The sequence below is a fragment of the Moraxella sp. FZLJ2109 genome, from assembly GCF_024296965.1.
Lineage (GTDB): Bacteria > Pseudomonadota > Gammaproteobacteria > Pseudomonadales > Moraxellaceae > Moraxella.
The window spans coordinates 1,008,876-1,033,914 of the sequence record NZ_CP101112.1; the positions used below are offsets into that span (position 1 = coordinate 1,008,876).

Consider the following 25,039-nt stretch of genomic DNA (forward strand, 5'->3'; position numbering starts at 1 on the left):
GCTAATAAAAATAAAACAATCCAAAAAGCCACCCAAAACACTTGGGCTTTAGGTGGCTTTTGTCTATGAAGTCAGGTTAATCAGCGATTAACGCTCATCCATCGGTACAAATGCCAAATCATCTGGGCCAGTGTAGTTGGCTGATGGGCGGATGATTTTGCCGTCTTGGCGTTGTTCGATGATGTGAGCCGACCAGCCTGTGGTACGAGCAATCACAAACAGCGGGGTGAACATCGCTGTCGGTACGCCTAGTTTTTGGTATGACACGGCTGAGAACCAGTCTAGGTTCGGGAACATTTTTTTCTCGTTCCACATCAGGGTCTCTAGGCGTTCAGCGACATCAAACAGTAGCATATCGCCACTTTCTTGTGACAGCTCACGAGCCACTTCTTTGATGACGACATTGCGTGGGTCGCTGACGGTATAGACAGGATGACCAAAGCCAATCACGATCTCTTTGCGGCCGATACGCTCACGGATGTCTGCTTCGGCTTCGTCAGCACTGCGATAGCGTTTTTGGATGTCATAAGCGACTTCGTTTGCACCGCCGTGTTTCGGGCCTTTTAGTGCACCGATCGCACCAGAGATGGCAGAGTAGATGTCCGAGCCTGTACCTGCGATGACACGCGCGGTAAAGGTCGATGCGTTGAACTCATGCTCAGCATATAGGATGAGCGAGATGTGCATCGCTTTGATTTGTGCTTCGGTTGGGCGTTTGCCATGCAGTAGGTGCAAGAAGTGACCACCGATGCTGTCTTCATCGCTCTCTAGGTCGATGGTTTTGCCGTTTTGGGTGTATTGGAACCAGTACAGTAGGATTGAGCCTAGGCAAGCGATCAAGCGGTCAGCGATGTCACGAGCTTCTGATGCTGGCTGAGATTCACGCTCAGGCAGGGTACAGCCCAGTGCTGATACGCCTGTACGCATCACATCCATTGGGTGCGTGTGGGCAGGTAGGTTCTCTAGAACATGGCGGACGCGCATCGGCAGATTGCGATAGGCTTTAAGCTTCGCCTTATAAGCAGCCAGTTCAAATTTATTCGGCAGATGACCGTGGATCAATAAGTGCGCAACTTCTTCAAATTCGCAGTGCTTGGCAAGGTCTAAGATGTCATAGCCACGATAAGATAGGTCATTACCCGAACGGCCGACAGTACACAGGGCGGTGTTGCCAGCAGCGACGCCAGATAGGGCAACGCTCTTTTTTGGTTTTGGGGTGGTGACGGTGGTGTCTGTCATGTCTGATCTCCTTATTAAATGACAGTGCCTTGCCAGTGTGCGAAGTTGCCAAACTTAAAGCTGCTTGCAATCCTTGACAAGACTTTTTTTAGCGAAGGGTTTGTGGCAAAACCATGCCATCAATATTCTATTGGCTAAGCAGTCTTGCTACTTACGCCATCAATTTTACAATGCCAGTTTGTCCAATTTTCAATGCCAAAACCAGCAAAATCCCAAAAATCAGCAGTTTAAACACGCTTGGGCTGATCTTTTGGCGAAAATAAGTGCCAATGAACAATGCCGCCATCGATACGATGGTCAAGATGGCAAGTAGGCTCAATTCTTGTTTGCCAAATGCCAAATATTGCTCCTTGAGCATCACGATCTGTACCACTTTGCCAAGCAGATAGCATAAGTTACTGGCTTTGGCGATGGTGTTCTTATCATCGCTGTGGCTGAACAGATAAATCAGCAAAATCGGCGACATGGCATTGGTCGCGCCACCGACGATCCCAGCGATAAGCCCAAAGATCGCCATACTCACTACACCTGTCGGCACCGTGATGGGGCGAGCCTTACCCATCACGGTCAATAGCCCATGCCCTGCGTAATACAGCGTCACTGCCGCCATCATCAGATACAGATACGCTGCTGGCAGTATCAATAGCAGCTGCACGCCGATGATGCCACCGATGACACTTGCGATGGCAAGCAGCTTATATCGATCCAGATAATACCCAAGCTCAGCGATGATGCCGCGTGTATTATTGGTGCACAGCACAAGCAGGCTCATCAATAGGCTTGGCACAGCGACCATTGCCACCGCTTGGGATAATGGCACCACAAAGCTTAAAGCCGATGTGCCGATCATCGGAAAGCCCATACCTGTCATGCCATGCAGGATGCCTGCGATGGCAAAGATCAGGATTTGGATGACATCGTTCATGCTAACTATTTCCTACAGATAATTTTCTTAAAAATCTTAGCATGGTTATATCATCATATTCAATGCGCAAGTGGCATTGTGTGGGTGTGCGGTCTGCCAACTTTGAAATGATAGTTATTGCTTGTCTTATTTCAAATTGGTTTGACCATTAATTAACACCCGATTGATCACTGCTTGTCATTATTTCTTGGCAGCAAATAACTCATCCAGCTTTTGTTCATAGCTGTGATAATTTAGAAAATCGTACAGCTCCATGCGCGTCTGCATGGTATCGACGATCGATGTTTGCACGCCTTCATCCTTAAGCACTTGATAGACATTCAGTGCCGCTTTATTCATCGCGCGAAACGCCGATAGCGGATACAGTACCATGTCCACACCCACCGCATATAGCTCATCAGTGGTGTATAGGTCAGTTTGCCCAAATTCTGTCATGTTTGCAAGTACAGGAATATCTAGCACATCAGTGAATTTGCGATACATTGAGATATCGGTCAAAGCTTCGGCAAAGATCATGTCGGCACCCGCTTCTTGGAAAGCCACAGCACGCTCAACGGCAGCATCCAAGCCTTCGACAGATAGGGCATCGGTACGAGCCATCACCACAAAGTCAGGATCAACTTTGGCATCAAGTGCTGCTTTTAGGCGATCGACCATCTCAGCAGTTGAGACGATTTCTTTGTTTGGGCGATGACCGCAGCGTTTTTGGGCGACTTGGTCTTCGATATGCACGGCAGCGACACCGGCTTTTTCCATTTGTTTGATGGTTTGGGCGATATTGAATGCACCACCCCAACCGGTGTCAATGTCCACCAGTAGTGGGGTATCGACAGCATTGGTGATGCGAGTGGCATCGGTGAGAACATCGTTTAGGCTGGTCATGCCAAGGTCAGGCAGACCGAATGAAGCGTTGGCGACACCGCCGCCAGATAGATAGATGGCCTTGTGGCCGACTTGGGTTGCCATCATGGCAGTGTAGGCATTAATCGTACCGACAATTTGCAGTGGCTTGTTGTTGGCTTTTTCGCTAGCGATGGCGTCGCGGAAACGGCGACCTGCAGAAACTTGGCTCATGACTTCTTCCTTAAGTGACATCAACGAAAATTGTTATGATATGACGCAATATTACCCCAATTTTTGGCATTTGTCTGTAGGGAAAATTGCCCAAATTTGGGGAATGTCGGTCAAAGAAGCCTTATTTATGCATAATATGCATAATATCAGCCGAATTTTACATAAGATTTATCATGTTTATGCAAGCATTAAATACTTTTTGCAATATTCAGAAATATTTAGTTACAAAAACATAACAAATCAATCGGCAAATTTAGCCATCAATGGTTCAGGTGCGCTGATGCCGTGGCGTTCATAGACGCTTAAGATCGCACGGTGCAGGGCGTCGATGTGTGGGATAGGGTTGTGCGCCAAGGTGCTGATGTACATCGGCGATGTGAAATCATGCGCCAATGGCAGATAGCAGATCTGTTCTGTGCGCACGGTTTTTAGGCTGTCAGGCACGATGGTAAAGCCTTCGCTGGCAGCCACCATCGCCAGTGCCACTTGGATATCACGCACGCGGATATTATTTTTCGGCTGAGTGCTTGTTTGTTCAAACAGTTGTAGTAGAGGGTCGGTTTCGATGAGATTCACTGTCGGATTTGGGGTTTTGTGGTACAAAATCAGCGTGTCATTTGCCAACGCCGATAGGCTCACTGCTTGAGTGTCTTGTTTGGCAAGCGGATGCCATTTTGGTACAGCCAGCACAAATGGCTCATGGCGTAAAAATGTCTGCTGAATCAGATTGTCTTGGGTGGCAAAGCGACCGAAGCCCACATCAATCTCACCAGATTTTAGGGCGGCAACTTGTTGCTGAAAGCTCATTTCGATGACTTTGATGTCAAAATCAGGATGCGTGCCACCGATATTTTGGCGTAGCTGCGAGATGACTTCAGGTAGCAGACCATACAGCACCGAGACCACAGAGCCGATGACCAAGCGGTTTTGGCGACCATCACCGAATCGGCGTGTCAAAGCCATCGCCTGCTCAAGCTCATGCAGGGGCTGCTTGACATGACGGTATAGAAATTCACCAGCATCTGTCAGTGTCATCGGGCGATGATGGCGTTCAAACAGCTCAACTTGCAGAGTGTCTTCAAGTTGCTGGATTTGGCGGCTTAAAGAAGGCTGGGATAAACCCAAAACTTTTGCAGATTGACTGACACTGCCTGTCCCTGCCAAATGCATGAAATAACCCAATTGCCGAAATTCCATACAACCTCCATTGGAAAAATACTGTTAATATATTACATCTTATATCTATGATAATACCACTATTTGCAACAATTGCCAATCTTTTGCGCGCTATATATTTTCATTATGATAAAGATAAATTTTACAGTATTCATTTTTCAAATAATCTTATCAAAATTGACTATACAAAATGCCTTTTTGGTAATAAATTCCCAATAAAATCAAGTACCATTATCATCTAAATTTTTAAAACCATTGTTTAATTAACATTATAAAATACTATTAAAATCCCAGAATTTGACCAATAAAAAGCCCAAGCTTGTCACTTGGGCTTTGATGAGTGAAATCTGTGTCGGTATTGTCGATCAAAAACACACCTGACCCAAGACCACCGCCTTATCCGCGCCTGTCACGGCTGGGACATTGCCAGTGCGTGCTAGGATATTTTGGCGCGCCAACCACGCAAACGCCATGCCTTCGACCAAAGACACATCCACGCCAAGGCTGTCTGTTGGCATCACTGTCATCATCGGTAGATGCGCAGCAAGGCGGCTCATCAGATAGCCATTGCGCGCGCCACCACCGCAGACGAGCAGCACGCCAGTATCACCAAAGTGTGCGATCTCACGCGCGCTGCTGATGGCGGTCAGCTCAGCGAGTGTGGCTTGTACATCGGCAGGGCTGTAGCGTAAGTTTGGATGATCGTACGACAGCGCAAGCAGATTGTCATCGAGCCAGTCTAAGTGAAATTCTTCACGCCCTGTGCTTTTTGGTGCAGCTTTGGCAAAAAATGGATGAGTAAGCAGGCGTTCAAGCAGCGGCACAATCACCGCACCCGACGCCGCCCACGCGCCATCTTTATCATACAGCCGTCCTGTATGGCGCGCGATCCACGCATCCATGAGCAGATTTGCCACGCCAGTATCAAAGCCCATCGGCGTGCCGAAACCATCATGATCAAGCACGGTGATATTAGCAATGCCACCAAGGTTTAGCACTGCTTTGATGTCAGCGACCGCGCCGAACATCGCTTGGTGAAACGCAGGCACGAGCGGTGCGCCTTGACCGCCGACCGCCATATCACGACGGCGAAAATCACTCACCACAGCGATGCCAGTGCGTTCGGCAAGTACATTAGGGTCAAGTAGCTGTAAGCTAAATGACCACTGCGGACGATGACGCACCGTCTGCCCATGACAGCCGATGGCACTGACTTTGTCGCTATCAATATTGGCTTTGGCAAGTAATTCGAGCACCACTTGTGCGGCAAAATTGGCATAATACACACTTGCCCAGCCATAGACATCCAGCTCACTTTCAAAGCCAAGCTGATTATCCAAAATATAATCCGCCACGCCATTGGGCGTAGTCAAAGCAAGCAAAGCATCACGCAACTCATCATCAAAAGGCAAACTGTGACTAGCAATGACTACAGGCGCACCATCATCAAAAAACTCACACAGCACCGCATCCATCCCATCTAGGCTCGTGCCACTCATCATGCCAATAAAATAAGGCGCCTCATCCAATAAAGTTGCCCCGCTATCATCAAACAACTGCGTCATCTGCTCAAAAAAATCATCAGTCTGCATCATCATCTCGCCCAAATTCACAAAAAAATTCGCCACCTAGCATAGCAAATTTTCACCCCAAACGATATGAATTTTTGCGTTAAAGCAATCCTATGGATGACTTTTTGTGCAATTTTGATATAATCAAGGCAGTTTTTATTTGTACAAAATCAATAGGTAAGATTATGAGCGATTTTTTGAGCCCAGAAGAACAATTAGCCCTGATTAAGCGTGGCGTCGATGCCATCTATTCTGAAGAAGATTTGTTGGCAAAATTAAAACAAAATCGCCCACTGCGTATCAAGCTTGGCATGGACCCGACAGCGCCAGATTTACATTTTGGTCATACTGTGGTGCTGAACAAACTGCGTCATTTTCAGGATTTGGGTCATGAAGTGCTGTTTTTGATTGGGGATTATACCGCGCGCATCGGCGACCCAACGGGCAAGAACAACACCCGCCCGCCACTGTCCGAAGAGCAGGTCAAAGCCAATGCCAAGACCTATGCCGAGCAGGTGTTCAAGATTTTGGATAAAGATAAGACCAAGATTGTCTTTAACTCAGAATGGTTTGGCAAAATGTCAGCAGGCGATATGATTGCCCTAGCAAGCCAAGTGACCGTGTCTCGTATGCTTGAGCGTGATGATTTTAGTAAGCGTTATGCATCGCAGACACCGATTGCGATTCATGAATTTTTGTACCCATTGGTGCAAGGCTATGACTCAGTGGCGCTACAGGCGGATGTAGAACTTGGCGGTACTGACCAGACCTTTAATATCTTGATGGGTCGCACGCTACAAGGCCGCTACAACCAAGAAGCCCAAGTGTGTATCACCATGCCGATTCTAGAAGGCTTGGATGGTGTCCAAAAGATGAGTAAATCACTGGGCAACTACATCGGTATCGATGACCCTGCAGGCGTGATGTTCCAAAAAGTGCTATCGATGCCAGATACGCTCATTCCCCGCTACTTTGAGCTATTAAGCTTTAAGCCGATGGATGAAGTCAATGCACTACTTGATGAGATGGCAAATGGTCGCAATCCCCAAGAAATCAAACGCATCCTAGCGCTTGAGCTGATTGAGCGTTTCCATGGGGCGGAAGCTGCCGAAAACGCCCACAAATCCGCAGGCAACCGCCTAGCTGATGGCGAGCTACCAGTGGATTTGCCAGAAGTGACACTCAGTCTTGGCGAGCAGGACAGGCTATTTATCACCCAAGTGCTAAACCAAGCGGCGCTAGCCAAAAACAGTGCACAAGCCAAAGATATGCTGTCTCGTGGCGCGGTCAAGGTCGATGGTGAAGTGGTCGATGCCAGTTTTGCGCTATCAGCAGGGCAGACGGTGGTCATCCAAGCAGGTAAAAAGGCGTATGCGAGAGTCAGCGTAGCCTAAGATTACAAACAAAAAAGCACAATGTTCTAGCATTGTGCTTTTACTAAAAGGCAAGATTGATAATTAGTCTGATCTAGATGGGTTGTCATCAAGCAAAGTCAAAGAATCTTGTGTAGCTTTCAAATTCTCGGTTTCTACCCATTCATCTCTTAGCTCACCAATTTTTATCATCAAGTCGTTGCGTCTAGGTTCTATAAAACCAAAAAACGTCTTACGAGAAATTACCAATCTTACAATTGTTGGTAGCAGCTCATAGGCTTTTTCAAAAATTGTTGACATAAACTCTTCATCTTGAAGCTTTTCTTCAGCGACACCAAGTAAGCCTTTAATCAAAAAAGCTTCAATTTTATCCCAATGTTCATCAAATAATGCTTGCGCTTTGTCTTTGATGGAGTTGTCATCCATGAGATGAGAAAGAACAGATGACGAATCGGATTCATCGGGTTTTGTAGCGACTTTTTCCGATAGGCTTTTTCCTTTGGCTAGAAGTTTATTAAACATAACAATCTCTAGAAAGCAAATACAGAATCAAGAAAGCTGATCGACTTTTTCAACTGTCCAAGTAAAGCTTGGCTCAGAAGATTCCGCCTTAGAAATGGCTATATCAATAGCTTCTGATCTTGAACTGGCGTTGATTCCTTGAATCCATTTGGTGCCGCCATTACCATTGGGTTTTTTGTAGCGTAACAAAACTGAATATCTAGACATAGTAGAATCCTTTTATCAATTATCAAAATGAAAATATACATAATATTTTCATTTCACATTATAAATTTGCTATAATAGAACTACCATTAACAAAATGGACAATTTACAATCCATTTTGGACAAAGCTAAGCCATTTTTTATAAAGGTGCAAGTAATGAAAGTGCATGAAAATATTCGAAGTATGAGAGAAATGAGTAATTTTACTCAAGAAGAAATGGCTGAAAAATTAAACATGACTGCAAGCGGTTATGCAAAGATTGAGCGTGGAATTACCCAATTAAAGTTGGAAAAATTAGAACAGATAGCCGAGATTTTTAATATGGATACAATCGAATTGCTAGAATTGGGGCAAGATGGTGGTATTGTAGTTCAGTTGCCAAACAATAGCGGTGAGAATGCAACCGCTAATTATTATCTGCATAGCGATCCAGAATTAAAGCAAGAAGTTGAAAAACTGAAGTTGCAAATCCGACATCAAAAAGAGGTTATCGAGTATAAGGATGTGATTATCAATCAAAAAGATCAGGAGATTCAAACTTTGAAAGAAATGATAAACCTGTTAAAGCAGAATAAATTATAAAAAACCCCAACAAAATCAACCCCTTACAAACAATCTCCCAAATCCCCTAACTTTTTCACAAATTCCCCTTGACTCCCCACCAAAACAGCGTATAATACGCACCCACTGACGACGACACAGCGATGATAAATACATCAAACCACTGTGACCTAGTCAAAACAAACAAACTTGAATTGAAAAAAAATTCAAACAAAAAGCTTGACATAAAAAACCAATCGGTTATAATAGAGAGCTCAAGTCATCCACTAGACGATAGTATGACTAACACTATTTAAAATCAAAACTAAAGAACAACTTGTGTGGATTTTTGCGAATACAAGATAATCTTAAAAAAATTATCATTTATATTCAGCAAGAATACTCAAAGTTAATTCATTTACACGATGAGCAAATATTGCTAGTAATAATAAATGAGCCAATATTAAAGTCCTAAGCAATTAGGCAACTTAAAGATTAAACTGAAGAGTTTGATCATGGCTCAGATTGAACGCTGGCGGCAGGCTTAACACATGCAAGTCGAACGAGGTTAGGGAGCTTGCTCCTGATACCTAGTGGCGAACGGGTGAGTAATGCTTAGGAATCTGCCTAGTAGTGGGGGATAACTTGGGGAAACTCAAGCTAATACCGCATACGACCTACGGGTGAAAGGGGGCGCAAGCTCTCGCTATTAGATGAGCCTAAGTCGGATTAGCTAGTTGGTGGGGTAAAGGCCTACCAAGGCGACGATCTGTAGCTGGTCTGAGAGGATGATCAGCCACACTGGGACTGAGACACGGCCCAGACTCCTACGGGAGGCAGCAGTGGGGAATATTGGACAATGGGCGAAAGCCTGATCCAGCCATGCCGCGTGTGTGAAGAAGGCCTTTTGGTTGTAAAGCACTTTAAGTAGGGAGGAAAAGCTAATGGCTAATACCCATTAGCCCTGACGTTACCTACAGAATAAGCACCGGCTAACTCTGTGCCAGCAGCCGCGGTAATACAGAGGGTGCAAGCGTTAATCGGAATTACTGGGCGTAAAGCGCGCGTAGGTGGTTGCTTAAGTCAGATGTGAAAGCCCCGGGCTTAACCTGGGAACTGCATCTGATACTGGGTGACTAGAGTAGGTGAGAGGGGAGTAGAATTCCAGGTGTAGCGGTGAAATGCGTAGAGATCTGGAGGAATACCGATGGCGAAGGCAGCTCCCTGGCATCATACTGACACTGAGGTGCGAAAGCGTGGGTAGCAAACAGGATTAGATACCCTGGTAGTCCACGCCGTAAACGATGTCTACCAGTCGTTGGGTCTCTTGAAGACTTAGTGACGCAGTTAACGCAATAAGTAGACCGCCTGGGGAGTACGGCCGCAAGGTTAAAACTCAAATGAATTGACGGGGGCCCGCACAAGCGGTGGAGCATGTGGTTTAATTCGATGCAACGCGAAGAACCTTACCTGGTCTTGACATACAGAGAATTCGCTAGAGATAGCTTAGTGCCTTCGGGAACTCTGATACAGGTGCTGCATGGCTGTCGTCAGCTCGTGTCGTGAGATGTTGGGTTAAGTCCCGCAACGAGCGCAACCCTTTTCCTTAGTTACCAGCACTTCGGGTGGGAACTCTAAGGATACTGCCAGTGACAAACTGGAGGAAGGCGGGGACGACGTCAAGTCATCATGGCCCTTACGACCAGGGCTACACACGTGCTACAATGGTTGGTACAAAGGGTTGCTACACAGCGATGTGATGCTAATCTCAAAAAGCCAATCGTAGTCCGGATTGGAGTCTGCAACTCGACTCCATGAAGTCGGAATCGCTAGTAATCGCAGATCAGAATGCTGCGGTGAATACGTTCCCGGGCCTTGTACACACCGCCCGTCACACCATGGGAGTTGATCTCACCAGAAGTGGTTAGCCTAACGCAAGAGGGCGATCACCACGGTGGGGTCGATGACTGGGGTGAAGTCGTAACAAGGTAGCCGTAGGGGAACCTGCGGCTGGATCACCTCCTTAATGAAGATATCTGATTGGCAAGAATCCACAACAAGTTGTTCTTTGGTAAGATGTTTAAAACGGGTCTATAGCTCAGTTGGTTAGAGCACCGTGTTGATAACGCGGGGGTCATAAGTTCAAGTCTTATTAGACCCACCATTAAATTGGGGCCATAGCTCAGTTGGTAGAGCGCCTGCCTTGCACGCAGGAGGTCAGGAGTTCGACTCTCCTTGGCTCCACCATTTAAACATCAAAGCATACATAAGCAATTTAATAAGAGATTTCTTATTTATGCTTTTACTTTATAAACTGACGAAGTTTATAACACTATTTAACAACATGATTATGAGTCTGGGTTAATAAATTATCCAACGTAATTTATTAACCATGGTGATTGTACCCCAAAATACAATCACCTAAAGTAAAGAGAACTGAATCAAGCGTAAACATAGGTGAAGATCGTTACACATTACCCTTATAACACCAAGACTACTTGGGGTTGTATGGTCAAGTAATGAAGTGCACATGGTGGATGCCTTGGCAGTCAGAGGCGATGAAAGACGTGATAGCCTGCGATAAGCGTCGGTGAGGTGGCAATATCCTGTGACCCGGCGATTTCTGAATGGGGAAACCCACCTAAGATAACTTAGGTATCATAATTTATTTTATGAGGCAAACCGGGAGAAGTGAAACATCTCAGTACCCCGAGGAAAAGACATCAATTGAGATTCCCCAAGTAGCGGCGAGCGAACGGGGAGGAGCCGATCGAATTTACAGTAGCAAAATGGCGTGGGAAAGCCAACCATAGTAGGTGATAGTCCTGTATGCGAAACTGTTTATGAGACATATTAAGTAGGGCGGAACACGAGAAATTCTGTCTGAAGATGGGGGGACCATCCTCCAAGGCTAAATACTCCTGACTGACCGATAGTGAACCAGTACCGTGAGGGAAAGGCGAAAAGAACCCCTGTTAGGGGAGTGAAATAGAACCTGAAACCGTGTGCATACAAGCAGTCGGAGCGGACTTGTTCCGTGACGGCGTACCTTTTGTATAATGGGTCAGCGACTTATATTCTGTAGCAAGGTTAACCGTATAGGGGAGCCGTAGGGAAACCGAGTCTTAATAGGGCGACTTCAGTTGCAGGGTATAGACCCGAAACCGAGTGATCTATCCATGAGCAGGTTGAAAGTGTCGTAACAGACACCGGAGGACCGAACCCACTCCCGTTGAAAAGGTAGGGGATGACTTGTGGATAGGGGTGAAAGGCTAATCAAACTCGGTGATAGCTGGTTCTCCCCGAAAGCTATTTAGGTAGCGCCTCGGACGAATACCATGGGGGGTAGAGCACTGTTTCGGCTAGGGGGTCATCCCGACTTACCAAACCGATGCAAACTCCGAATACCCATGAGTACTATCCGGGAGACAGACGGCGGGTGCTAACGTCCGTCGTCAAGAGGGAAACAACCCAGACCGCCAGCTAAGGCCCCAAATTCCTAGTTAAGTGGGAAACGATGTGGGAAGGCACAGACAGCTAGGAGGTTGGCTTAGAAGCAGCCACCCTTTAAAGAAAGCGTAATAGCTCACTAGTCGAGTCGGCCTGCGCGGAAGATGTAACGGGGCTCAAACTAGGAGCCGAAGCTGCGGATTTAATTGTTTCAATTAAGTGGTAGGGGAGCGTTGTGTAAGCCTGTGAAGGTGTATCGTAAGGTATGCTGGAGGTATCACAAGAGCGAATGCTGACGTGAGTAACGACAAAACGGGTGAAAAGCCCGTTCGCCGGAAGACCAAGGGTTCCAGTCCAACGTTAATCGGGGCTGGGTGAGTCGACCCCTAAGGCGAGGCCGAAAGGCGTAGTCGATGGGAAATCGGTTAATATTCCGATACTTGTTTATGATGCGATGGAGGGACGGAGAAGGTTATGCCAGCCTGGCGATGGTTGTCCAGGTGGAAGGATGTAGGTAGGCTTAGTAGGCAAATCCGCTAGGCTATTACTGAGATCTGATAGCAAGCCAGTTTACTGGCGAAGTGGCAAATACCATGCTTCCAGGAAAAGCTTCTAAGCGATAGTCATAAACAAATCGTACCCGAAACCGACACAGGTGGTCAGGTAGAGAATACCAAGGCGCTTGAGAGAACTCTGCTGAAGGAACTAGGCAAAATGGTACCGTAACTTCGGGAGAAGGTACGCTGCCGGTGGTGAAACCCTCGCGGTGTAAGCTACTGGCAGTCGCAGATACCAGGCTGCTGCAACTGTTTATTAAAAACACAGCACTCTGCAAACACGAAAGTGGACGTATAGGGTGTGATGCCTGCCCGGTGCTGGAAGGTTAATTGATGTGGTTAGCGCAAGCGAAGCTATTGATCGAAGCCCCAGTAAACGGCGGCCGTAACTATAACGGTCCTAAGGTAGCGAAATTCCTTGTCGGGTAAGTTCCGACCTGCACGAATGGCATAATGATGGCAGCGCTGTCTCCAGCAGAGACTCAGTGAAATCGAAATCGCAGTGAAGATGCTGTGTACCCGCGGCTAGACGGAAAGACCCCGTGAACCTTTACTACAGCTTTACATTGAACTTTGACCTAACTTGTGTAGGATAGGTGGGAGGCTTTGAAGTAGGGACGCCAGTTCCTATGGAGCCATCCTTGAAATACCACCCTGGTTATGTTGGGGTTCTAACTTAGATATAACAGTATCAAGGACAATGTATGGTGGGTAGTTTGACTGGGGCGGTCTCCTCCTAAAGAGTAACGGAGGAGTACGAAGGTGCGCTCAGAACGGTCGGAAATCGTTCAAAGAGTATAAAGGCAAAAGCGCGCTTAACTGCGAGACCCACAAGTCGAGCAGGTACGAAAGTAGGTCTTAGTGATCCGGTGGTTCTGTATGGAAGGGCCATCGCTCAACGGATAAAAGGTACTCTGGGGATAACAGGCTGATACCGCCCAAGAGTTCATATCGACGGCGGTGTTTGGCACCTCGATGTCGGCTCATCTCATCCTGGGGCTGAAGCAGGTCCCAAGGGTATGGCTGTTCGCCATTTAAAGAGGTACGCGAGCTGGGTTTAGAACGTCGTGAGACAGTTCGGTCCCTATCTACCGTGGGCGTTGGAAATTTGAGAGGATCTGCTCCTAGTACGAGAGGACCAGAGTGGACGAACCTCTGGTGTTCCGGTTGTCACGCCAGTGGCATTGCCGGGTAGCTACGTTCGGATGGGATAACCGCTGAAAGCATCTAAGCGGGAAGCCCACCTCAAGATGAGATTTCCCTAAAGAGCCGTTGTAGACTACGACGTTGATAGGTTGGGTGTGGAAGCATGGTGACATGTGTAGCTAACCAATACTAATTGCTCGTTTGGCTTGACCATACAACACCCAAGTGGTTTAATACTACTGATTGTGTTGATGGTAAGTGTAAAGATTTTACCTATAAGCTTGAATCAATCTTGATAAAAAAACAAATAACAGACTCATAACAGCGTTGTTAATCCTTTTACGCTGACGACAATAGCAAGATGGAACCACCTGATCCCTTCCCGAACTCAGAAGTGAAACGTCTTAGCGCCGATGGTAGTGTGGTTCGCCCATGTGAGAGTAGGTCATCGTCAGCACCTTATTTAAAACCCCCGCCATGATTGGTGGGGGTTTTGGTTTATAGAGCTTGAAAGGGTTTGTTGGGGGTGGTGATAGCTCTGGGAATATTGTACCGGCACAATCTTCAAAGAAGTATGGATGAAGCTCTCTTAGATATAACCCAATCAACTTAAGGTTGCTGGCTGTTCTTGCGATTAAACCTTTTTCGTCACTGTTTTTAAACCACTTCTTTGGATATAGAATGCGGGTTTTATGACCAAGACAAGGCGGTAGAATTAATTCCATAATATAGCCTTTGGGTTATAAAGTGGATTTGTCTTTAATTTTATACAAACAAACCCATCTTTGCAATTTTTGATTAAGAAATTTAAAATTAGGGGCTGTACTAGATTAGCAACAATGCTATACTAGTTTTATGAAGATAACCCGTTGTAAATTAAGTAAAAAAGTTCAAGTTAAACTGCTTGAATTTTTTGTGCTTGAAGTCACCGCAAGATCAGCTGCTGATTTGTTAGAGATACATCATAATTCAGCTGCTTTGTTTTATCATAAAATTCGCTTGGTGATTGAATATCGCTTAAACCTTGAAGCTTGTGAATTATTTGACGGTGAAGTAGAATTGGATGAAAGCTATTTCGGTGGCATTCGTAAAGGCAAGCGTGGGCGTGCTGCTGCTGGCAAAGTTGCCGTATTTGGTCTTTTAAAACGCAATGGTAAGGTTTATACTGCCTGTGTTAAAGATACCAAAGCTAAGACATTAATGCCTATTATTGCCAGTAAAATCAAACCTGATAGCGTGGTTTATACAGATAGCTATCGAAGTTATAATGCTTTAGATGTGAGTGATTTTAAACACTTTAGAATTAATCATTCCAAAGAATTTGCAAACAATCATAATCACATTAACGGCATTGAAAACTTTTGGTCGCAATCCAAACGCATTCTAAGAAAATATAACGGTATTGACAAAAAGCATTTTCATTTCTTTATCAAAGAATGCGAGTTTAGATTTAACTATGGCACACCATCCAATCAATTAAGATTGTTAAGAAAATGGTGTGGGGTTTAGGGGTTTATCTAGTACAGCCCCTAAAATTATATACTGATTTTTATTAAAATATTTGCTATCATGATTCATAAGATATCTGTCCAAAAAATCATATCATAAGTTTATAGTAAGCCATGTGAGAATCAAACCTATGCGCCTCATCTACCTACACGGACTCGACAGTGACAGTAACGCCATCAAGGCTCAGATTGTCAGCCGCTATTGTGCTGCTCATCATCCTGATATTGAAGTCATTCGCCCTGATTTAAACCGTACGCCAGATGAAGTTGTGGCGCTGTTAAGTGAACTTATTGGAGATGGCAAAGATACAGTACTGATGGGCTCAAGTTTGGGTGGGTATTTTGCTACCTTAATGAGCGATAAAACAGGCGTGCCTGCGGTTTTGCTTAATCCAAGTATTCGACCTGACATCAGCTTTCGCAGATTTTTGCAGGATAATTTTACTGGTGATGGTGAACAGGCATTGCAAGCAGACACGGTAATTTATACCACGACGGGCGGATGGCAGATTGTCTATGGAGATTTGGCATGGCTTGAGCATCATCGCCTGCAGGCTGTTTTTGGTGAGCGGATTCGAGTGTTTTTGCAACTGGGCGATGAACTACTGGATGCCCATGCCAGCCGTGCATTTTATCAAGAACAAGGCGCGCAAGTACTTGCTCTAGAAGGTGGTGATCATCGGATCAGTGATTTTGAAGATCATGTTCAGACGGTGGTGGCGTGGGCGGTTGAGCTGCACGACAGTTCGCACTGATCCTTTACTTGCTTAGATGTAAGATAAACTACCGTTGTTTACAGTATTAAGGTAAAATACTGCAAATGAACATTCATAAAAATACACGATTGCTTCCCTACCAACGGGAAGCCATTTGGACTGCTTATCACAAGAACAGGCAGTCAGTTACTTCACTAGCATTGGAGTACAAAGTATCAAGACCTACCATTTACAAAGTCTTAAAACTTGCTCGTGTTAAGCTACTCAAGCCCCAAGCCAGTACCAACAATCGCTTTAAACAAGCCAAATATGGTATTAAACGCCTTGCTAAAGTTGAACAATCCATACAGGATAAGCTCAAAAAGCAAGCCAAGCGATACAATAAGTCCTATCCTGGTGAGATGGTGCATGTGGACACCAAACGCCTGCCCTTGCTCAAAGGACAAAATGCCAACAGTCCTAGAGAATATCTATTTGTTGCCATAGATGACTATTCTCGCGAATTGTATGCTGACATCATGCCGGATAAAACAGCCTTTAGTGCAACACAGTTTCTTGTAGAACAAGTGATAGAGCCATGCCCCTACAAAATTGATGTGATTTATTCTGACAATGGCACAGAATATAAAGGCACAAAAGACCATGAATTTTCTCAAGCCTGCTATCAAAACAACATCAATCAAAAATTTACCAAAGTAGGTAGGCCACAAACCAACGGCAAAGCTGAAAGGGTCATACGAACATTAATGGAGCTTTGGCATGATAAACATGAATTTGTCAGCAGTGAGCATAGAAAGCAAGAATTAACCAGATTTCTTAATTTCTACAACACTGTTAGACCGCACTCATCTTTAAGTAAGAAAGATGAGACTACTGGCAAGACTTTAACTTTTACTCCTTATGAGTGGTTAGAGTTTTATTTTAAGCAAAGTGTAAATAACGCTTGAGTTTCTTACAGCTTAGATTTCCCAAATTACAGCTATTGGTGTAAAATAGCTGTAATTTTATTGGTATTGATTTGTCCGATTATGACCTACACTTCCCAAAATCTAGAAGTCCTAAAGGGGCTTGAGCCTGTCCGTCGCCGCCCAGGGATGTACACTGACACCACACGCCCCAATCACCTTGCCCAAGAAGTTATCGACAACTCGGTCGATGAAGCGTTGGCGGGCTTTGCCAAGCACATCATTGTGACCTTGCACGCCGATGGCTCGCTGTCGGTTGAAGATGATGGTCGCGGTATGCCGACGGACATTCACCCTGAGTTCAACCAGTCGGGCATTGAGCTGATTTTGACGCGTCTGCACGCAGGCGGTAAGTTTGGCACGGATAATTATCAAGTCTCAGGCGGTCTGCATGGCGTCGGTATCAGCGTGGTCAATGCCTTGTCCAATAAGGTGCTGGTGACGGTGTGGCGTGACGGACTTGAGCATACCATGACTTTTGCGGATGGTGAGCCGACTTCGCCGCTACAGATTGCGCCTGCGAGTAATAAGCGCAAGCGTGGCACGCGCGTGCAGTTTTGGGTCGATGGCAGCTATTTTGATTCGCCGAAATTTGCCATCAAAGCCCTAAAACACACCCTAAAAGCCAAAGCGGTACTATTGGCTGGCTTGCAGATTGATTTTATCGATGAGATTGGCGGTGAGTCTGAAAGTTGGCAATTTAGCGATGGCGTGGTCGGCTATCTGAGTGAGCAACTTGGTGATGCACTGTGCTTGCCTGATGAGCCGTTTTATTTCAATCAAGAGCCTGCCAAAGGAGAGCGCGGCGGTGCAGGTTTTGCCATCTCGTGGCTGGCTGATGGCGGCACACCCATCCAAGAAAGCTATGTCAATCTGATCCCCACTGCCCAAGGTGGCACGCATGTCAATGGCCTGCGCACAGGGGTGCTTGAAGCCTTGCGCGAGTTTTGTGAGATTCATAATCTGCTGCCGCGCTCGGTCAAGCTGTCTGGCGAAGATGTGTGGGATGGGGTCAATTATATCTTGTCGCTCAAATTCGTCGAGCCGCAGTTCAGCGGTCAGACCAAAGAGCGACTGTCGAGCCGTGAAGCTGCGCCACTGGTGCAGACGCTTGCCAAAGATGCGTTTAGCCTGTGGCTGAATCAGCACCCAGACAGTGCCAAAGCCATCGCCGAGCTTGCCATTTCTAAGGCATCGCGCCGCCTTGCTACCGCGCAGAAAGTCGCGCGCAAAAAAGTCGCTCAAGGTCCTGCGCTACCGGGTAAACTGTGGGATTGTCGCGGTGGTCTTAAAGAAGGCTCAGAGTTATTCTTGGTCGAAGGTCAATCGGCAGGCGGCAGTGCCAAGCAAGCGCGCGATAATGCGTTTCAGGCGATTTTGCCGCTGCGTGGTAAGATTCTGAACGCATGGGAAGTGTCGTCTGATACCGTGTTGTCTAGCCAAGAGATTCACGACATCGCCATCGCCATCGGTGTCGATCCTGCGAGCGATGATTTGTCCGAGCTGCGTTATGATAAGATCTGTATCCTTGCCGATGCTGATAGCGACGGCTTGCACATTGCCACGCTGATTTGTGCTTTATTTGTCAAGCATTTTCCTGCGGTGATCGAAGCTGGACATCTGTATGTCGCGGTGCCGCCGCTGTATCGTATCGATGCGGGCAAAGAAGTGTATTATGCACTGGATAATGATGAATTAAATCAAATACTTGCACGCCTTGGTAATAAAAAACCACAAATCACCCGCTTTAAGGGCTTAGGTGAGATGAATCCAAGTCAGCTCAAAGAGACGACGATGAATCCTGATACGCGTAAGCTTGTGCGACTGGATTTGGATGATTTGAGCATGACTAATGGCGTGATGGATATGCTACTTGCCAAAAAACGCGCCGCCGATCGCAAACACTGGCTTGAGACCAAAGGCGATTTGGCTGAGATTGCGGTGTGATATGACTGATTTGCAGCAATTATCCGAACTGGATTATGACGCGCTTGGCGATCGGCTGCCACGCCGTCATCGTCCGCTTGCTACCGCACTTGCACGCAAGACCTTGCGTTTGCTTGGCTGGCGGCTACTTGGTAAGATTCCTAACATCCCCCAAGCGGTGATCATCGGCGCGCCGCATACATCCAATGTTGATGGTGTGCCTGCACTTTTGACGATGTTGGCACTGGGTTTGGATATCAAAATCATGGGCAAAAAGCAGCTGTTCGCCGTGCCGATACTCTCGCAGTTTTTGACATGGGCAGGAGTGATTGCTATCGACCGTGACAAAAAAGGCTCGGTATTACAAGCCAACATCGACCGCTTCGCCACAGGTGCACCGCTGCTGTTGGCACTTGCGCCTGAAGGGACGCGTAAATATAGCGCTGCTTTTCGCACGGGATTTTATTATTTGGCAATGAGGGCAGGTGTGCCGATTGTGCCTGCTGCACTGGATTATCCGACCAAGACGGTGCGATTTTTGCCCGTGTTTTATCCGACGGGTGATTATGATGCTGATTTGGCGGTGATTCTTGAAAATTATCGCGGCATCAAAGGCTATCATCCTGATCAAATGGCGCAGGCGCTGCAGGATTTGGGGTGATGCTGTAGATACCATAAAAAACCGCTTATTTTTAGGATAAGCGGTTTTGTACCTTGGGCAAAAGATTACTTGACTCGCTGACCTTACTTGTCGATATAAAAAACTTCTCCATCTTTTAAAACTTGTGCTAAGCCATCTTTAAAATACCAAGCATAATCATATTCAAACGGAATGACTGTTGCACCTGTCTTGTCAATAAATCCCCATTTGCCATCTTGTTCAACTGCTGCCAAGCCTTCCCAAAATCCCAAAGCATCGTCATATTCCAGCGGAATAATTACTTTGCCAGTTTTGTCAATAAAGCCATATTTGCCGTCCTTTTGAATGCTTGCCAAGTCTTCGCTAAAAATAGAAACATGGGTATAATCTTGCAAGGGAATGACGATCGCACTTGCTTTATCGATAAAACCCCATCGATCGCCTTGCTTAACTCTTGCCAAGTCTTCAAATAGACAATCTACAATGTCGTAATCATGGTCTGTTATTTTTGGTCTTTCGCAGCGGTATGCCCATGCACTGGGGATGATAAATAGCACACTTGCTGCAGCGATGGCAAATTTGTGCAATAAAGTTGTTTTCATGACGATGCTCTGACTTGACTAAAAATTGTATCGGCTTCCGATCAGACCCGTAGCCCAATCACAAATCTTTATAATTATCAATAAGTTATAAAAGCAATCAAGCCACATGAAATTTGGGTTCATGTGGCTTGATTGCTTTTCCTGCTTGGGCTTGCACCCATCCGTGCGGGTTCATCCATTAGTTACAGCGGTCATCCTTGTTGGCGCATCCTTTTGCCATCTCCTTGCTGTGTGCATAGTATCGCAAATTCGCCGTATGAAAAATAGTGGCAAATGGCGGCAATCCTTGTAAGCATTTTCTTACACGGTAAGTGTGCGGCGTGTGCTTGCTTATTTGATTACTTTTTGTTATATTGGACAAAAATTTTTAGAATGAATTGCCAAACCAATCCCTTTTGACAAGGAAAGTTATCATGACGACTTTGACCTGCACTCAGCCTTTTACTTATCATATCGACCATTTAGCGCTGTCTGAGCAGTCGCCGATGGTGACATCGTTCGACAGTCTGACGCCCAGCGCGTACAAGGACGGCAGCTATCGTTTGCGCCGCTATTCGGTGTTTCATTATGATAAGCTTGCCAAGATGGTGAGTAAACAGCCACACGAAGCCTTTGTCCAAGATGACAGCTTGAATAAGTTTCAGGGCAATGTCACGCGTGATTATGATGATCTGACCGATGCGACCATCGCGGATGGTGAGTTTATCGCTATGTTAGATGCCTTTGCGGCGACGGCGAACCTGCCTGATGTCAGTAAAATCGCTATCCATCAAATGCGCATCATTGCCAAAGACCGCGACGCCAATGCCGTGGCGACTCCTGAAGGCATTCACCAAGATGGCTTTGATTATATCGGCGTCTTCACCACGCGCCGCCACAATGTCGCAGGCGGTGAGCTGTATGTGTGGCAAGACAAAACGGATGCTGTGCCGATTGCCACCCTTGATCCAAAAGCAGGCGATTATTGTGTGCTAAATGACAAGCAGCTGTGGCACAGTGCTGGTGATGTCGCGCCAGCACAAGCAGGGCAAGGCTTTTGGGATTTGTTTGTCTTGACAGCGCACGACCAGCCTGCTGTTGTATCATAATTTGGTCAAAATCGGTATTTTTAGGATTTGTATATGTACGATGTCGCACACATTCGCCAAGGATTTTTGGGTTTATCTAAGCCTGATGAACACGAACAATTGCCACTACTGCTCGATGGACCAGGTGGCAGTCAGCTGCCAAAAGTCGTCGTCGATCAGATGGCAAATTATCTGTATCATTTCAATAGCAATCTGGGCGGCGCAGCTCATGCAGGGCGCGTGACCCAAGAGACGAACGACAAGGCGCGCCAAGCTGCGGGCGCGTGGCTGAACTGTTCTGCATCGTCGGTGTTTTTTGGGCTCAATGCCACAAGCCTGATGTTTCATGCATCGCGCACGATTGCGCAGACCTGGCAGGCGGGGGATAATATCGTGCTTAGCAGCATTGATCATTTCTCCCATGTCTCATCATGGCAGCTTGCCGCCGAAGATCGCGGCGTGCAGGTGCGCAAAATCCCACTGACTGCTGACGGCAGCGCGCTTGATTTATCCGCATTGCCAAGCTTGATCGATGAGCGCACGCGCCTTGTGGCGGTGTCTTTGGCGTCCAATGTGCTTGGTACAAAGACCAAGCTTGCGCCCATTACAAAAGCCGCGCACGCGGTGGGTGCGATCGTGAGTGTCGATGCGGTACACGCCATCGTGCATGAGTGCGTGGATGTGCAGGCTTTGGACTGTGATGTGCTTTTTGCATCGGCGTATAAGATCGGTGCTGCACGGCTTGGCGTGTGCTATATGAATGAAAGGGTGCTGGTGGCTGAGCGGTTTTATAAAGTTGAACCTGCGACCAATGCGCTACCGAATGCGTGGGAGCAAGGCACGCAGTCATTTGAAGCGCAGACATCACTGATTGCGCTGCTTGAGTATTGGGCGAATCTTGGCGGTGTGCCTGCATCAGAGCCGCTGCGCACACGCCTTGTGGCAGCGTATCAAGTGGTAGGCGCGCATGAATTAAGCCTAATCCAAGCATTCTTAGATGGCGTGCAAAAGCGTGACTATATCCGTTTTTATGGTCATAAAGACACTGCCAATCGCACGCCGACTTTTGCTTTTAATCTGATCAAAGATGGGCAAATTATCGATCCTAAGGCGGTGAGTGCGTGGTTCGGTGCAAAAAATATCGCGCTGCCATCGGGCAACTTCTACGCGCTAGATGTGGTGCGTAAGCTTGATTTGGTTGAGACAGGCTTTTTGCGTGTGGGATTTTTACATTATAATACGATTGATGAAGTGGCGCGGCTGTTTGCGCTACTTGATGAATGCGTGGCGAGTATGTAAGCAGCTAAATACAGCGGCGCACAAAAAAGTCGATGGTACGATGCCATCGACTTTTTGTTTCTTGGGCAGATTATGCAGCTGCTTTATTGGCTTTGAAATTTAACAAAGCCATCGCGATCACCAGCACCAATCCGACGATGTCGGTAATGCTCTCAGGCACGATCAGACAGAACGCACCGATCGCCATGATGATGCGCTGCCATGCCGCCATTGAGTTTTTCAGATAGCCTTCCACCGCCGCCGACAGTGCGATCACGCCAATGATCGATGTGATCGATACCATCGCAATCACATGCCATGCAGGTAGGGCGAAGGTCTTGGCAGTGACAGCGATGTCGGTGACATCAATCATCAGCATATTAGGATTGTACACGAACATGAACGGTACGATGAATCCTGCCAAAGCAAGCTTCAATGACTGCCAACCTGTCTTCATCGGATCACCGCCTGCGATGCCTGCACCGGCAAAGGCAGCCAGTGCCACAGGTGGGGTAATATTGGCAAAAATACCAAAATAAAACACAAACATATGCGCGACAATGATTGGAATGTCAAAGGATGCCAAAGCAGGCGCTGCCATCGTCGCGGTGATGATATAGGCAGGAATCGATGGAATCCCCATGCCCAGTACCATCGATGCAAGCATGGTCAAAACAAGCGTTAGGAACAATGAACCTGCACCTAAGGTGACGATCGATGAAGTCATCACTGTGCCAAAGCTTGTCAAGTTCACCACGCCGATCACCACGCCCACGACCGCACACGCTACCATCACTGATAGCGATTGTTTCGCGCCGTCTTGTAGCGCATCTAGGATGTCGCTAAAGCCCATGCGCGTCTCAGGACGTAGCCAGCTTAAGATCACTGTGATGCCGATGGTATAAGCCGCAGCATAACCCACAGGAATGCCATCGCCAAGAAAATAAATCAACGCCGCGATCGGCAGTAGCATATGTCCGCGTGCTTTGAGCACTTCTTTGACGCGTGGCAAATCAGCTTTTGGGATGCCTTTTAGGTTGTTTTTGCCTGCGCGAAAATGCACTTGCATGATCACGCCTAAGTAATATAGCAACGCAGGCAGCACCGCCGCCAAGGCAATCGTACCATAGGACACGCCTGTGGTCTCTGCCATGATGAACGCGGATGCGCCCATGATTGGTGGCAAAATCTGACCGCCGACAGACGCACTGGCTTCGACCGCACCAGCAAATTCTTTGTTGTAGCCGATTTTTTTCATCAAAGGAATGGTGAATGCACCCGTACCGACGACATTGGCGACCGCTGAGCCGTTGATACTGCCCATAAAACCGCTTGAAATCACCGCTACCTTAGCAGGGCCACCTTGCTTATCGCCTGCCAATGCCAGTGCCAAATCATTGAACAGCTGACCCATGCCCGAGCGACCCAAAAACGCACCAAACAAGATGAATAAGAAAATAAAGGTCACAGACGCACCGATGGCGGTGGAATATAGACCTTCGGTTTTTAGGAATAATTGTCCAAAAATATCGCCAAGATCATAAGGACGCGTCAGCAAGCGATCAGGCATAAAATCCATATGACTGATGAACGGATACGCCAAAAACACCAAAGCAAAAATCGTCAAAATCCAGCCTGTGATCCGCCGCGCTCCTTCAAGTACGGTCAAAACAGTGATCATCGAGATGATGATGTCCATCTGATTGGGAATACCGCCGCGCACAGTGACGATCTCTTGGTATTGCCAAATCAGATATCCTGCTCCCAGTAGCGATGCCGCCACCCAAATCCAATCATACCAAGCAACCGAGCTTCGTGAGCTCTTGGCAGATGCAGGGTACAATAGGAAAATCAGCGCAAGACCCACCGAGACATGCACCGAACGCTGCACCAGTTCAGGTAGCGGCTCAAAGGTGATATAGACATGGAATAAGGAATAAAAAATGGTGATCGCTGCGATCAGATAAGTGACCACGCGATTTTTTGGGCTGCGCGTGACAGATTCACGGTCAAACTTTTCTAAAATGGCCTGAGCATCGACGGTATTTTCGACCGCTGTCGCGTGCTTGGCATCAGTTTTACTCATTGAAATTCTCCTTGGCATTTATCCATCTGCCACCACCCAAACGGTGCGTGCGATTCAATGCGAATGCGCACAGGGGTATAATCGGCGAGATACTGATAAATAGCGATAGTATGCGTCGGCAGCTCAATTTCACCACGCATATTGTGCGACACCACCCAGTTGAGCTCATCATACCATTGATCGACGCTCAGTCCGACATAGCCTGCAGGCGCGTCAATGGCATCGCCTGCTACGGGTGTGCCTGCGCCAAAAGCTTGCATATAGGTGCGCGTTAGGTGTAATCGATCGCCGTGCTGTTCGTAGTATTCTTGCCAATATTGCTTTTCGACCGAATGCCGCCACTTGAGCGTCAGCTGTGGGTCGGTCAGATAGCAGTGTATTGGCGTGCCATCAAGACCATCGGCCGTGATGGTGATGTGCTTGGTCTTGATCAAAAATACAACAAAGACAACAACCAAAACAAATAACACAAA

At 46.9% G+C, this 25,039-nt stretch carries 19 protein-coding genes, 2 tRNA genes and 3 rRNA genes; 14 read left to right on the plus strand and 10 right to left on the minus strand.

What is annotated here, in order from left to right; genetic code table 11:
• Positions 1–87 precede the first annotated feature (87 nt).
• The 5 genes from prpC to NKU06_RS04605 form a co-directional block, all read right to left on the minus strand.
• Positions 88–1,239: a 2-methylcitrate synthase gene (prpC, locus tag NKU06_RS04585; RefSeq protein ID WP_254729113.1), complete on the minus strand. Its 1,152-nt coding sequence runs from the start codon at positions 1,237–1,239 to the stop codon at positions 88–90.
• A gap of 151 nt (positions 1,240–1,390) precedes the next feature.
• Positions 1,391–2,164: a sulfite exporter TauE/SafE family protein gene (locus NKU06_RS04590; RefSeq protein WP_254729114.1), complete on the minus strand. Its 774-nt coding sequence runs from the start codon at positions 2,162–2,164 to the stop codon at positions 1,391–1,393.
• A gap of 180 nt (positions 2,165–2,344) precedes the next feature.
• A complete protein-coding gene (gene prpB / locus NKU06_RS04595; RefSeq protein WP_254729116.1) occupies positions 2,345–3,238 on the minus strand; it encodes a methylisocitrate lyase in 894 nt (297 codons plus the stop codon).
• A 240-nt stretch (positions 3,239–3,478) separates the two neighbouring features.
• Positions 3,479–4,435, minus strand: a complete 957-nt coding sequence (locus NKU06_RS04600; RefSeq protein ID WP_254729118.1) for a LysR family transcriptional regulator — start codon at positions 4,433–4,435, stop codon at positions 3,479–3,481.
• A 344-nt stretch (positions 4,436–4,779) separates the two neighbouring features.
• Positions 4,780–6,009 (minus strand): anhydro-N-acetylmuramic acid kinase, encoded by a 1,230-nt coding sequence (locus NKU06_RS04605; RefSeq protein WP_254729120.1) that lies wholly within the window; start codon positions 6,007–6,009, stop codon positions 4,780–4,782.
• A gap of 161 nt (positions 6,010–6,170) precedes the next feature.
• Between NKU06_RS04605 and tyrS the strand changes: the two genes are divergently transcribed.
• The gene (gene tyrS / locus NKU06_RS04610) at positions 6,171–7,379 is read left to right on the plus strand and encodes a tyrosine--tRNA ligase (protein ID WP_254729122.1); all 1,209 of its coding nucleotides are present in this window, start codon (positions 6,171–6,173) and stop codon (positions 7,377–7,379) included.
• Between the two features lie 63 nt (positions 7,380–7,442).
• Here tyrS and NKU06_RS04615 read toward each other — a convergent pair whose 3' ends face one another.
• Both NKU06_RS04615 and NKU06_RS04620 read right to left on the minus strand, forming a co-directional pair.
• On the minus strand, positions 7,443–7,880 hold the full coding sequence (locus tag NKU06_RS04615; protein ID WP_254729124.1) for a hypothetical protein: 438 nt from the start codon (positions 7,878–7,880) through the stop codon (positions 7,443–7,445).
• A 27-nt stretch (positions 7,881–7,907) separates the two neighbouring features.
• On the minus strand, positions 7,908–8,087 hold the full coding sequence (locus NKU06_RS04620) for a hypothetical protein (protein ID WP_254729126.1): 180 nt from the start codon (positions 8,085–8,087) through the stop codon (positions 7,908–7,910).
• A gap of 154 nt (positions 8,088–8,241) precedes the next feature.
• Here NKU06_RS04620 and NKU06_RS04625 point away from each other — a divergent pair, with 154 nt between their 5' ends.
• The 11 genes from NKU06_RS04625 (at position 8,242) to NKU06_RS04675 (ending at position 19,554) form a co-directional block, all read left to right on the plus strand.
• Entirely contained in the window at positions 8,242–8,667 is a 426-nt protein-coding gene (locus NKU06_RS04625; protein WP_254729128.1) for a helix-turn-helix domain-containing protein, read from the plus strand.
• A gap of 455 nt (positions 8,668–9,122) precedes the next feature.
• Positions 9,123–10,651: ribosomal RNA gene (locus tag NKU06_RS04630) — 16S ribosomal RNA — on the plus strand.
• A 61-nt stretch (positions 10,652–10,712) separates the two neighbouring features.
• Positions 10,713–10,789, plus strand: a tRNA-Ile gene (locus NKU06_RS04635).
• Positions 10,790–10,796: 7 nt separating this feature from the next.
• A tRNA-Ala gene (locus NKU06_RS04640) sits at positions 10,797–10,872 on the plus strand.
• Between the two features lie 263 nt (positions 10,873–11,135).
• A 23S ribosomal RNA gene (locus NKU06_RS04645) occupies positions 11,136–13,992 on the plus strand.
• A 129-nt stretch (positions 13,993–14,121) separates the two neighbouring features.
• Positions 14,122–14,235: ribosomal RNA gene (gene rrf / locus NKU06_RS04650) — 5S ribosomal RNA — on the plus strand.
• Together the 16S, 23S and 5S rRNA genes with 2 tRNA genes alongside form the textbook arrangement of a ribosomal RNA operon.
• 398 nt (positions 14,236–14,633) lie before the next feature.
• Positions 14,634–15,287 carry an IS1595 family transposase gene (locus tag NKU06_RS04655; protein ID WP_254729130.1) on the plus strand — a complete coding sequence of 218 codons (654 nt, stop codon included), beginning with the start codon at positions 14,634–14,636 and terminating at the stop codon, positions 15,285–15,287.
• A gap of 130 nt (positions 15,288–15,417) precedes the next feature.
• Entirely contained in the window at positions 15,418–16,041 is a 624-nt protein-coding gene (locus NKU06_RS04660) for a YqiA/YcfP family alpha/beta fold hydrolase (RefSeq protein WP_254729132.1), read from the plus strand.
• Positions 16,042–16,106: 65 nt separating this feature from the next.
• Positions 16,107–16,949, plus strand: coding sequence for an integrase core domain-containing protein (locus NKU06_RS04665; RefSeq protein WP_254729032.1), 843 nt, complete (start codon positions 16,107–16,109; stop codon positions 16,947–16,949).
• A 78-nt stretch (positions 16,950–17,027) separates the two neighbouring features.
• Entirely contained in the window at positions 17,028–18,914 is a 1,887-nt protein-coding gene (gene parE / locus NKU06_RS04670; RefSeq protein WP_305884407.1) for a DNA topoisomerase IV subunit B, read from the plus strand.
• 1 nt (position 18,915) lies between these two features.
• Positions 18,916–19,554, plus strand: a complete 639-nt coding sequence (locus NKU06_RS04675; protein WP_254729134.1) for a 1-acyl-sn-glycerol-3-phosphate acyltransferase — start codon at positions 18,916–18,918, stop codon at positions 19,552–19,554.
• Between the two features lie 83 nt (positions 19,555–19,637).
• On the opposite strand, the gene NKU06_RS04680 is transcribed toward NKU06_RS04675, so the two are convergent.
• Positions 19,638–20,135: a WG repeat-containing protein gene (locus tag NKU06_RS04680; protein ID WP_254729135.1), complete on the minus strand. Its 498-nt coding sequence runs from the start codon at positions 20,133–20,135 to the stop codon at positions 19,638–19,640.
• A 413-nt stretch (positions 20,136–20,548) separates the two neighbouring features.
• Here NKU06_RS04680 and NKU06_RS04685 point away from each other — a divergent pair, with 413 nt between their 5' ends.
• Together NKU06_RS04685 and NKU06_RS04690 are read left to right on the plus strand one after the other, a co-directional pair.
• Complete coding sequence (locus tag NKU06_RS04685) at positions 20,549–21,223, plus strand: 2OG-Fe dioxygenase family protein (RefSeq protein ID WP_254729136.1); 675 nt, start codon at positions 20,549–20,551, stop codon at positions 21,221–21,223.
• Positions 21,224–21,256: 33 nt separating this feature from the next.
• Positions 21,257–22,501 carry an aminotransferase class V-fold PLP-dependent enzyme gene (locus NKU06_RS04690; protein WP_254729137.1) on the plus strand — a complete coding sequence of 415 codons (1,245 nt, stop codon included), beginning with the start codon at positions 21,257–21,259 and terminating at the stop codon, positions 22,499–22,501.
• Positions 22,502–22,571: 70 nt separating this feature from the next.
• Here NKU06_RS04690 and NKU06_RS04695 read toward each other — a convergent pair whose 3' ends face one another.
• Positions 22,572–24,566, minus strand: a complete 1,995-nt coding sequence (locus NKU06_RS04695; RefSeq protein ID WP_254729139.1) for a TRAP transporter permease — start codon at positions 24,564–24,566, stop codon at positions 22,572–22,574.
• Positions 24,563–25,036: a DUF1850 domain-containing protein gene (locus NKU06_RS04700; RefSeq protein ID WP_254732151.1), complete on the minus strand. Its 474-nt coding sequence runs from the start codon at positions 25,034–25,036 to the stop codon at positions 24,563–24,565. Before NKU06_RS04700 ends, NKU06_RS04695 begins: the two co-directional genes overlap by 4 nt.
• Positions 25,037–25,039 lie beyond the last annotated feature (3 nt).